Source organism: Caulobacter sp. HMWF025 (assembly GCF_003060965.1).
Classification (GTDB): Bacteria; Pseudomonadota; Alphaproteobacteria; order Caulobacterales; family Caulobacteraceae; genus Caulobacter.
Window position 1 is genome coordinate 30,402 of the sequence record NZ_QAII01000087.1, and the last position, 9,769, is coordinate 40,170.

10 protein-coding genes and 1 tRNA gene are annotated in these 9,769 nt (G+C 61.7%); 2 read left to right on the top strand and 9 right to left on the bottom strand.

Annotated features, from left to right (window positions below; translation table 11 throughout):
• Window positions 1-416: 416 nt before the first annotated feature.
• The 4 genes from DBR10_RS19075 to DBR10_RS19085 all read right to left on the bottom strand — a co-directional run bounded on the left by DBR10_RS19075 (window position 417) and on the right by DBR10_RS19085 (window position 1,921).
• Window positions 417-587, bottom strand: a complete 171-nt coding sequence (locus tag DBR10_RS19075; RefSeq protein ID WP_158273156.1) for a hypothetical protein — start codon at window positions 585-587, stop codon at window positions 417-419.
• Between the two features lie 254 nt (window positions 588-841).
• Entirely contained in the window at window positions 842-1,249 is a 408-nt protein-coding gene (locus DBR10_RS19080; RefSeq protein WP_108505462.1) for an Hpt domain-containing protein, read from the bottom strand.
• Window positions 1,134-1,508 carry a response regulator gene (locus DBR10_RS10215; protein ID WP_108505461.1) on the bottom strand — a complete coding sequence of 125 codons (375 nt, stop codon included), beginning with the start codon at window positions 1,506-1,508 and terminating at the stop codon, window positions 1,134-1,136. Before DBR10_RS10215 ends, DBR10_RS19080 begins: the two co-directional genes overlap by 116 nt.
• Window positions 1,505-1,921 carry a response regulator gene (locus DBR10_RS19085; protein ID WP_158272223.1) on the bottom strand — a complete coding sequence of 139 codons (417 nt, stop codon included), beginning with the start codon at window positions 1,919-1,921 and terminating at the stop codon, window positions 1,505-1,507. The genes DBR10_RS10215 and DBR10_RS19085 overlap by 4 nt, the downstream gene beginning before the upstream one ends.
• Before the next feature lie 204 nt (window positions 1,922-2,125).
• Here DBR10_RS19085 and DBR10_RS10225 point away from each other — a divergent pair, with 204 nt between their 5' ends.
• Complete coding sequence (locus DBR10_RS10225; protein ID WP_108490464.1) at window positions 2,126-2,770, top strand: response regulator transcription factor; 645 nt, start codon at window positions 2,126-2,128, stop codon at window positions 2,768-2,770.
• Here the strand turns inward: DBR10_RS10225 and DBR10_RS10230 are convergent.
• From DBR10_RS10230 to DBR10_RS10240, 3 genes are all read right to left on the bottom strand, one after another.
• Complete coding sequence (locus tag DBR10_RS10230) at window positions 2,767-3,195, bottom strand: response regulator transcription factor (protein WP_108490465.1); 429 nt, start codon at window positions 3,193-3,195, stop codon at window positions 2,767-2,769. The genes DBR10_RS10225 and DBR10_RS10230 overlap by 4 nt on opposite strands.
• Window positions 3,182-5,965 (bottom strand): PAS domain S-box protein, encoded by a 2,784-nt coding sequence (locus DBR10_RS10235; RefSeq protein WP_233243362.1) that lies wholly within the window; start codon window positions 5,963-5,965, stop codon window positions 3,182-3,184. Before DBR10_RS10235 ends, DBR10_RS10230 begins: the two co-directional genes overlap by 14 nt.
• Window positions 5,966-6,033: 68 nt before the next feature.
• Window positions 6,034-6,489 (bottom strand): response regulator, encoded by a 456-nt coding sequence (locus DBR10_RS10240; RefSeq protein ID WP_158273157.1) that lies wholly within the window; start codon window positions 6,487-6,489, stop codon window positions 6,034-6,036.
• Between the two features lie 331 nt (window positions 6,490-6,820).
• Between DBR10_RS10240 and DBR10_RS10245 the strand changes: the two genes are divergently transcribed.
• Window positions 6,821-7,225 carry a response regulator gene (locus DBR10_RS10245; protein ID WP_108489786.1) on the top strand — a complete coding sequence of 135 codons (405 nt, stop codon included), beginning with the start codon at window positions 6,821-6,823 and terminating at the stop codon, window positions 7,223-7,225.
• A 1,095-nt stretch (window positions 7,226-8,320) separates the two neighbouring features.
• Here DBR10_RS10245 and DBR10_RS10250 read toward each other — a convergent pair.
• Together DBR10_RS10250 and DBR10_RS10255 are read right to left on the bottom strand one after the other, a co-directional pair.
• Window positions 8,321-8,396 (bottom strand) — tRNA-Thr (locus tag DBR10_RS10250).
• A 39-nt stretch (window positions 8,397-8,435) separates the two neighbouring features.
• A partial coding sequence (locus DBR10_RS10255; RefSeq protein ID WP_108556317.1) for a heme biosynthesis HemY N-terminal domain-containing protein occupies window positions 8,436-9,769 on the bottom strand: 1,334 nt, incomplete at its 5' end.

Below are 9,769 nucleotides of genomic sequence, written 5' to 3' on the forward strand. Positions count from 1 at the left end.
GGCCTGTGCCAGGGGTGAAGGCTACTATCGCGAGAAGAGAGAAACCGGCTCAGCCAGCCTCGCCAACCCCACGCCCTTGCCACGCCCCACAGCCGCAAACGGTCAAGCGCGGCCCGAAGCCTAGCTGGAGCTTAGGAGACACACATCGGCGAAGCGTGGCGAACAAGGTGGTGGTGCCGCTTAGGTGACTCGAACACCTGACCCCGTCATTACGAAATCTAGTCAAGCAAAGTCGAAAAGCTCAATATTCATATCGATTTATCGTGCTTTTCGGAGCTGTCAGGTAATTGAACCCACCCACTTCCCAGACCGGCCAAAATGACTGAATCGGCCGTTCCTAAGTTATGCGCTTTGACGTGGGAAACACAAAGAATGCGACCTGCACTATACCCATATAGGGCCGCCATGAAACGCGATCAGCGCAGGTCCGGCTCATAGGCGATCTTGTCGATGACCTTGCTCGCCGCGCCCCGTGTCGCATAGACGACCAGGAGGTCGCCCGCGTCTGTCGGCACTTCAATTCGGTGCAGCTCCCAGCGCTTTTCCTTCGTCGGAGACAGCCGAAACGCCCGGCCGTTCTTGCGCATGAAGATTGCCTTCGACCCTTCCAGCGGCGTCCACTTGCAATCCACGCCAGCCAGGAAGCGTCGCTCCAGGGCCAGCCGGTCGGCCTGTTGCCTTGCCCTCCACTGCTCCTGAAGCTCACGGTCCAGGCGGGCGCAGCGATACCCTGGCCAGGCCCTGCAGGGTCAGGCGAACAACGCAAATCCCTCAGAACTTCACACTGAAGACTGCGGAACGGTGGCTATGAGCACACACCGCGAGAGTGCTTGGCGAACAATCATGGTTCCTCTGAGCCCAAAGCCTCGCTGATGATCCGCTCCAGTGCCGTCACAAGTTCGGAGAGCTTCTCGTCGGACACCAGCTGATCCTGGGTGAGGGCATAGTCCATATCGCCGGCCAGGGCGCTCAGCGAGGCGTGTCCGAAGCTGCCGGCTATGCCGGAGAGGCCGTGGACCAGCAGGCGCAGCGGCTCACGGCGAACGACTTCGTCCTGGTTCAAAAGCGAGCGGAGCGTAGCAATATCGTCCACGCACCTTTGCGTAAAACGAGCCCGCAGGGGCGCAAGCGGATCATTGACCATGGCGGCCCGCAAGCGCGGCGCGAACGTCCTGAGCCAGCAGTGTCGGATCGAACGGCTTGGCAATGACGTCAAGCGCCCCCAGGTCGAGCAATCGTCGACGCTCATTGGGTAATGCCCGGGCTGTCACGAAGATGACTGGCGGACTGGCCCCGATTTCCGCGCGCAGTGTCGCAAGCACGGCGGGTCCATCCATCTTCGGCATCATCACGTCCAGCAGCACGACATCAACGGCGGCTTCGCGCAGGTGCTCCAGGGCTGCGGCACCGGAAGCCGCAGTCGTCACCCGCATCCCGGGGTCCAATTCCAGCGAAAACTGTGCGAGCTCGCGCAGGTCTCCTTCATCATCGACATAGAGAACGTTCACTGAAGGATTCCACCTCTTTGGCCGCCGAGGCCTTCGCGCGCTCGGGCAAAATCATCGAGCGTTGCGCGAACCGCTCTAGAGATTGTTCCGGGTGTTACTGGCTTTTGCAGGAACGGCACCCCTTCTATGACGCTTCCCGCAAACATGACCTGCTCGCGGCGTCGGCCTGTCAGCAAGATGAAGGGAAGCTCAAGCCCGCAAGGCAGGGCTCTGGCTCGCCGCAAAAATTCAAGGCCATCCATGACCGGCATATCGATGTCGGTTAGCACGAGGTCAAAGGTTTGGCGCGCGAGCCTACCCAGACCCTCTTCGCCGTTATAGGCGATAACTACTGAGTGACCGTCCTGTACCAACACATCGTGAATAAATTCACAGAACAGTATGTCATCGTCTAAGGTGAGGATCGTGGACATAGATTGTTCTCGTGGACGGCACCACCCGCCCTCACTTGAACGACGATATATGGCCTCGCACAATTGCCGGTTGTTGCTAGGTAATTGTACCGATAGGCTCATCAAATAGCTGGTTGTATGGGCGCGTCCTGCTGGCCGCAGCCCCAAACGGAGAGATGTGGCGTGGCGCAGTGCGGCGCCCCGAAACCCTGATAGAGTAAGCGGATGACGAACCCGGGAGGCCAGCGGCAGGTCTATATTGTCGATGACGACGCGCTGATGCGCGACGTGATCGCTGCCCATTTTCCGCCAGCGGAGTTTTCCGTGGAAACCTTTGGCGCGGCGCGTGACCTTTTGAGGCGCCTGCCGGCCGATGCGGTCGGTTGCGTCGTAACCGACGTACGCATGTCGCCCATGGACGGCGTGGCTTTGACAGAGGCCCTTCGTGCGCAGGCTCCGAAGATCACGGTAGTGGTTGTCACAGCGCATGCCAACGTGGCGCTGGCCGTTAGCGCCATGAAGGCCGGCGCGCGCGACTTCTTTGAAAAAACCGAAGACCTTGCTCGCTTGGTCGATGCCGTCCGCTCGCTCAACGATCCCCCGCCGGAGGATCCCGCGACGGCCGCCGAGAGAGACAGGGTCAGGCAGCGGCTGCAGTCCCTGACCGCAAGAGAGTTGGAAATCCTTGTGGAAATCGGTCAGGGGCGCACCGGACGCCAGATTTCTGACGGGCTGGGCATCAGCGCACGGACTGTGGAAGCCCACCGCAGGGCACTCATGTTGAAGATGGGTGCGGCAAGGCTGGGTCATCTGGTGCGGATGGCGACCCTGTGCGGTTTGGACTCGCGACCGTTCGGTGCCGAGGGCTAGCACGACAGGATGACCGGATCCTTTTGCCCCGGCGGCGGACGGCGCCTGAGCATGCGCGCAACGCGCGACAGGAGCTGAGCGTCCTCGAAGGGCTTTGCCAGGAAATCTCTGGCGCCGAGCTCCATCGCTCTGCGCACCTCCATCGGCGTATTGCGCGCTGTGACCATCATAACGGGCAAACTGGCGAAGCTCGGCGTTTTGCGCAGGTGGCGCAGCACGCCAAGGCCATCAAGTCGCGGCATGCCGATATCCAATACGACGGCAGCCGGCCGCGACGCGTAGATGCCTTCGAGCGCCGCCCATCCGTCCCGGGCCTGCACCGTATGATAACCTGCAAGATCAAGCCGGGTGGTAATCAGGTCGAGGATCGCGCGATCATCATCAGCCACGAAGATCCTGGACGGGCTGCGATCAGGCTGGCGCAAGTTCAGCCTCCTGCTCAAAAACAGCCGATAGTGCAAGCAAGAGCGCGGCTGGGTCGATAGGCTTGGAGATCAAGCCATCGAATAGAGCCGTGTCCAAGGGGCTGGTAACGTCGGCGGAGAAGGCCAGAATGGGAACTTCCGCATTGGCGCCGCCGCCATGGCGGATCTCGCTCGCCGTCGCAGGACCGTCTAGCCCGGGCATTCGCAGATCCAACAGGATCGCATCAAAGGGTGCGCCTGAGGCTATATCCAGGGCGGATTGTCCATCACATGCCGTCGTGACTTCGACGCCCAGCTCTCGGAGTACTGCCCCGACCAGATCAAGGTTGGCGGTGTTGTCGTCGGCGACCAGCACTCTGCAGCCGACCGGAAGCGCCCTGGCGGCTTCGGCATCTTCAGGCAGGACGATCATTGCGGCTCTTGGCGCCGGAATCGAGAAGTGAAAATGCGCGCCGTGGCCGACTTCGCTTGTCAGGCCGATCTCACCGCCCATAGCCGCAACAAGGCCCTTGCAGATCGCCAGGCCCAAACCCGTGCCGCCATGCGAACGTGTTGCCGACGCGTCGACCTGCGAAAAGCGCTGGAAAAGCTTGGCCTGCAACTCTGGCGCAATCCCTGCCCCCGTATCGATGACGGCGACGTAGAGGGCTTCGTCGTGATAGTTTGCCTCAATCCGCACTTCGCCGGCCTCAGTGAACTTCACGGCATTTCCGACCAGATTGAGCAGCACCTGGCGTAGGCGATCCGCATCCAGAATCACGGTGTCGGGTAAGCCCTCGGCAACGTCCAACCGCATAGCCAGGCCCTTCTCTTCAGCCTGAACGCCGAAGAGTTCTACGGTTTGGCTCAGGACCGCCAAAGGGCTGGCTGGCTGGCGCTTGACCTCGATTTGCCCGGCCTCGAGCTTTGAAAAATCGAGGATATCGTTGACCGTTGCGAGCAGCGCCGCGCCTGCATTCATCACACGATCCACGAAGCGGCGCGTGTTGGTCGACAGTTCGGGCTGTTCCTTGATCAGGCGGCTAAAGCCCAGGACCGAGGTCAGAGGCGTTCGTAACTCATGGCTCATATTGGCGAGGAAGTCGGTCTTGGCGGCCGCCGACGCCTCAGCGGCGGCACGGGCCTCGATGATGTCAGTGATGTCGATAACGGTTCCCAGAACCGCCCTGCGAGCCCCATCCGGGCCCATTTCAATGATCGAGCTGCCGCGCAGGTGGCGAACAACCCCGTCCCGACGGATGATCCTGAAAACGGTGTCGAGTTCCGGCTCGCCGGTCTTGAGCCGGCGAGCGAACCGCGCCAGTTCCCCGGCCTTTTCGTCTGGATGGAGTTGGGCGAGGAGATCATCCGCCACCAGCGCTTGGTCGACCCCTGTCCCGTAAATCTCGTACATCTTAGGCGACAGGAAAAGATGGTTTGTCGCCAAATCGACCCGCCAGTAGCCAACCCCGGCGATGTCCTCGGCCAGAAGCGCTCTTTGGGCCTGCTCGCGCGCCTGATCGCGGGCGACAAGGGTCTCGGCTTCGAGCGCCTTTCGCTCTCTGATGTCACGAGACACACCCAGAACTGACGCCTGCTCTTCGGTCCCATTTCGAATGGAGCGCAGGTTTGTCTCAACCCAGACATAGTGACCCAGCTTGTGTCGTGAGCGATGCTGGACCGTCGCCTCGGCCTGACCCTGAGCCAGGGCTGAAAAGGCTGCCCTGACGGTTTGCTGATCGTCGGGGTGAAGGAATTCGGCCGCGCTCATCCCTTTCGCTTCGCCTGAGGCGTATCCAAGTAGCCTTTCGAGGGCCGGCGAGGAATAAAGCCCCCCGCCTTGCCGGTCATAGAGGACGATCACATCGCCGGCGTTGTCGGCGAGCAGGCGATAGCGGGCCTCGCTTATGCGCGCGCGATCGAGGCGAGTTTGATGCTCGCTGACGTCCTGAAAGAGCCCAAACAGGGCGACAGGCTCGCCGAGCACTCCAAGCTCGCAGACGGCTTTTGACATGACATGACGGATTTCACCGTCGGGACGCTGAAGGCGCAGCTGAAACCGAAAGCCGGTTCTACTCGCTATGGCCTCCGCGATGTGATGCTCGACGGTTTCGCGATCTTCGGGATGATAGAATTGCAGGGCGTCGCCCAGATTGGGATCAAACGCGTCACGGCTAACGCCGTGGATAGCGTAAACCGCATCAGACCAGTCGACCTTGCCGCTGGTTATGTCGAGGTGCCAGTGACCCACCCCGGACATGGTCTCGGCCATGCGCAGAAGCGTTTGTTTTTCCTCCACTTGCCGCACCACTTGTCCCAACATGAGTTCGTCGACGACGACCTGTGCGAGTTGGCGCAGACGTCGCTGATCGCGTTCAGACGGCGTCGGACGGGGTTTGGTGTCGATAACGCAGAGCGTCCCGAGGTTGAAGCCGTCAGCGGTCGTGAGCGTGGCGCCCATATAGAACCGGATATCAGGCGCTTGGGTCACCAGTGCATTGGCCGCGAAACGCGGGTCCAAGGTAGCGTCCTCAACCACCATGACCGCACTAGGCCCCATCTCAAGCGCATGGGCGCAGAAGGCCAACGAGCGGTCGGTTGAGCAGGCCTCAAGGCCGACGCGCGACTTGAACCATTGCCGGTGATCGTCGACGAGGGAAACCAGGGCGATCGGCGCATCGAATAGATCGCTCGCGAGCGCGGTGAGCCGGTCGAACCGCGCTTCTGGCGCCGTGTCCATCACGCCTAATGCCCGCAGGGCTTCCAGGCGCGCTGTCTCGTCCAAAGCCACAACCTTCCCTTTTCGGCCCAATCCTCCGCACAAGGTCGCGCCTTAAGGTTAATACTGGCCTACGACAATTAGCCGCGATGAGGATGGGACAATCCGACGCGATCAGATACCCTCGCCCGCCTCAGTCGCGTGATGTCATCAAGCCAGACAACATCCGAGCTTGTCATCAAATCGGCGACAACGCCGGCAAATCCAACAGCTGAGATGGGCTTGCAGAGATAGCCACGGGCGCCCAGGTCTCGGGCCCTGACGATGGGTTCGATTGCATTATCGGCTGTTAGCATCACGATCGGAACCCTTGACCAATCAGACCGGTGCTTAAGGGCCTCGAGAACCGTCATGCCGGGCAGGTCCGGAAGCCCCAGATCGAGCAGTACGAGATCTGGCGGCGTCCGAAAGACCTTGTCCAATCCGCCCTGGCCGCTCATGGCCCCAATCAGCTCATAGGCTGGGGGCGAAAGAACCTGCGTCAGGATCTCGAGCATCAGCGGATCATCGTCGATGGCGAAGATCGTCTTGGGCAACTTCAGCCTCGCGCTAGGCGTTTGAGCATTGGTAAGGTCCTCTGTGTTTATGCTTAACGCCAAGGCCATCATCGGTCACTGCGTCATTGCGCCTATGGCGTCAGGATCGAACCGGGCTGCAGGCCACCTGGGCCTGCGCGAGAAAGGCCCCGGCCTCTGAATGCGGCTAATCACAATGGCGGAGCGCCACCTGAAGAGGTGATCACTGCGGGCCGGCTTTGCGACAATTTGCCGCCCATTATGGCTAATGAATTAGGTTAAATTACCTATAGCCTTGAAGGGAAATCGCTTGTTATGGAATAATGTTATCTGAAGCCAAGGCCTTAGACCTATGCGAGCTTTATATATCGATGACGATAAAATACTGCTTGAGTTGGTTTCCATCAGTTTCGAGATAGATTTTGAGTCTATTGTTCGAGTGACATCCGATACGAATGAAGCCATTCGCCTCATTCGCGACGAAAAATATGATGTCATTTTGCTCGACGCGGTAATGCCAGGCATCTGTGCGGCAGATCTCATTGCCCAGCTAAAGGCGACCAGCAATAATCCGCCGCCGATCATTTACATTACTGGCTTGGCGCTCGAGCGCCAACAAGCAAGCCTAATGGAAACCGGCGCCATCGGCGTCATTACCAAACCCTTCGATCCTTTCCGCCTTCCCCGCCTTGTCCGCCAGTTGATCGATGCCACGGTGGCGAGCGATGACGCGCAAGATGCAGCGCAGGCGGCCTGAAAGCGGCCGTTCCCAAGGTCGCCTAAGAGTCATGTTCAGTCGAGGCGTTGGCCTTGCCTAGCCCCCCGGTGATCCTGTGCGCCAGATGCCGCTGCCTTCTGAACGGCACACCCAGCTGGGCCCCACGCACGCCCAAGCTTTCAGGCCTTTCAGCCCAGCGCTCGTCGATGTCCTAGTGGAAGTGGTGGTGCCGCTTAGGTGACTCGAACACCTGACCCCATCATTACGAACAAGTAGGCTGTGTAGGCGGCATATTAACGTACTTATGACTGTTGGATTGTTCGATAAGGTGCGATTTTGTTATGGGTGATGTAAAATGCTGAAAGCGATTAATGTTGTTCTGGCTATCGTCGGGTTGACTATGGCTTGGCTTCTCGTCTCATTTGAAAAAAATCTTACGATTAGGGCTATTCATAATCCGACATCGATGTATCCACTTCCGCACGACACGCACGGCGGAGTTGTTTACATAAGCCAGGGCGAGCACAACATAATCATATGCGGGTGGATTGCGACAGCTGCTCTGGTCGCTGGACAGTTATTACTCAACTATCTGAAATCGAAACGTAAGTGATGGCTTCGTTTGAAGTTGCATTTGCTTGCTTAAGGCGTCGTACGCATCTGCGGTGAGGATGTGCCTGTGATCCGCTACGCCAATCGCCCGCTACGGCGCCTTGTGGTGGCGCGCTCCGCGATCGGCTCCGCTAGCGCCGTGGTTTTGTCGATAATCGCATTGGGTGTAGCCTGGCCTTGGATCGAAAGGGCCTTCCCATGACGCCTTCGCAGACCACGCCCACACCTCAGCCTAGCGACCTGCTGGTCGCCGCCATCGAGTCGCAGACGGTGGCGTCAGCCGAGCGATGGACTTGTCTGCTTTCATAGCCTCTTGAAGTGAAGCTTCGGCTTTCTTTGATCCGCCCGTAGCCCGCTCAGACCGCTCATCATTGAAGTAGCTGGCCTTCAGCGTCCTCGCGGATCACCGAATCGCGCGCCATGTAGCCGGCGGGTTTGAGGGCTGCGTTGTGGATCCTACATCACCCAAGATGGCGGGTGCCCGCCCGATCCGAGGCTTAACACTATGATTTTAAAGGAAAATGGTGCCGCTTAGGTGACTCGAACACCTGACCCCATCATTACGAATGATGTGCTCTACCAGCTGAGCTAAAGCGGCCCACGTCGTGTCGGGCGGGGCCCGAACGCGAAGAGGGGCCTATTTAGCGGCGCGCGGGCCGCTTGCCAAGCGTCTGCGTGCACCTGAATTGCGGCGGGGGGCCGGACCCTCGCCTGGCGGCTCGTTGACGGGCGCGGGGTCGTAGACGCCGGGGTCGTCCGGGATCGGCATCAGGGGCCCGCCCACCTCGGCGGCGCGGACGAACGGCGTCGATTCGGCATAGGCCGACGGCAGTTCGGGCAGGTCGTTCATGGTGCGCTCGCGCCGCTCATGGCGCGGATGGATCAGCTCGCCGGTCTCGGCGTAGCTGACCACCAGCCGGGCCCAGTCCTCGCGGGCATAGGCAAAGGCCCGGCCTTCGGGATCGAGATCGGACCAGTCGGGTTCCTGCGGGGCTGCGGTGCCGCGCGCCACCCAGGCGCGGGCCTCGTCGGGCTCGCCATTGGCCAGGGCCACGCGGGACATCAGGCCGGCAAAGCGCGCCGTGGGGGCCTCGTCGCCCAGCAGGCGGGCCGCAGCGCGGGCGGCGACCGGGTCGCCGCCGATCAGCCCGCTCTCGACGCGCAGGATGCGGCTTTCGCGCGCCTCGGGCTTGAGGGCGGCCAGGGCGGTCAGGCGCGCGGCCCGGGCCTTGGGGGTCTCGTTGGTCTTCAGGTCGCGATAGGCCAGCCACAGGGCCGGATGCGGCGTGGTCTTCCAGGCGGCCTCGATCAACTGGCCGGCCTTGGCCACCTTGCCGTCGGCGGCCAGCAGGCGGGCAGCCATCACGACGCCGGGGGCAAAGTCGGGCTTAAGGCGCACGGCCTGCGTGGCCAGGTCCAGGGCCTGGCTCCGCCGGCGGGGATCCTCGGGGATATCGAAACTGGCGGCAGAGGCGGCCAGCAAGGCCGCCCGGGTGCGTTCGGCGACCACCGGCGGCACGATCTTGCGCTCCAGGGCGCCCTGGGCCAGCTCAAGCGCCACGGCCCAGTCTCCGGCCTCGAGCCGCGAGTCCAGCAGGGCGCGCCAGGCCCAGCGGGCCGTCTTGGCCAGCCCATAAGCAGTTTCGGCATGCCGCACGGCAGCCAGCCGGTCGCCCTCGGCCAGGGCCGTCTGCATCAGCCCCCTCAGGCCCGCCAGGCGCATTTCGGGGAAGCCGAGCATGGCCGTATAGGCGGCCTTGGCGGCGGCATGGTCACCAGCGGTTTCGGCGGCCTGGGCGGCCAGCACCCGAACCAGGGCCGGGGTGTCCTGGGCCAGGTCGCCGGCCTTGAGCGCCAGACGGCGGGCTTCCGATCCGTCACCGGCGGCGACGGCGAGGAAGCCGCGCGACAGGGCCTCGACCCCCTGCTGGCGGCGGCTCTCGGCGCGGGCGGCAGCGGCACGGCGGGGGG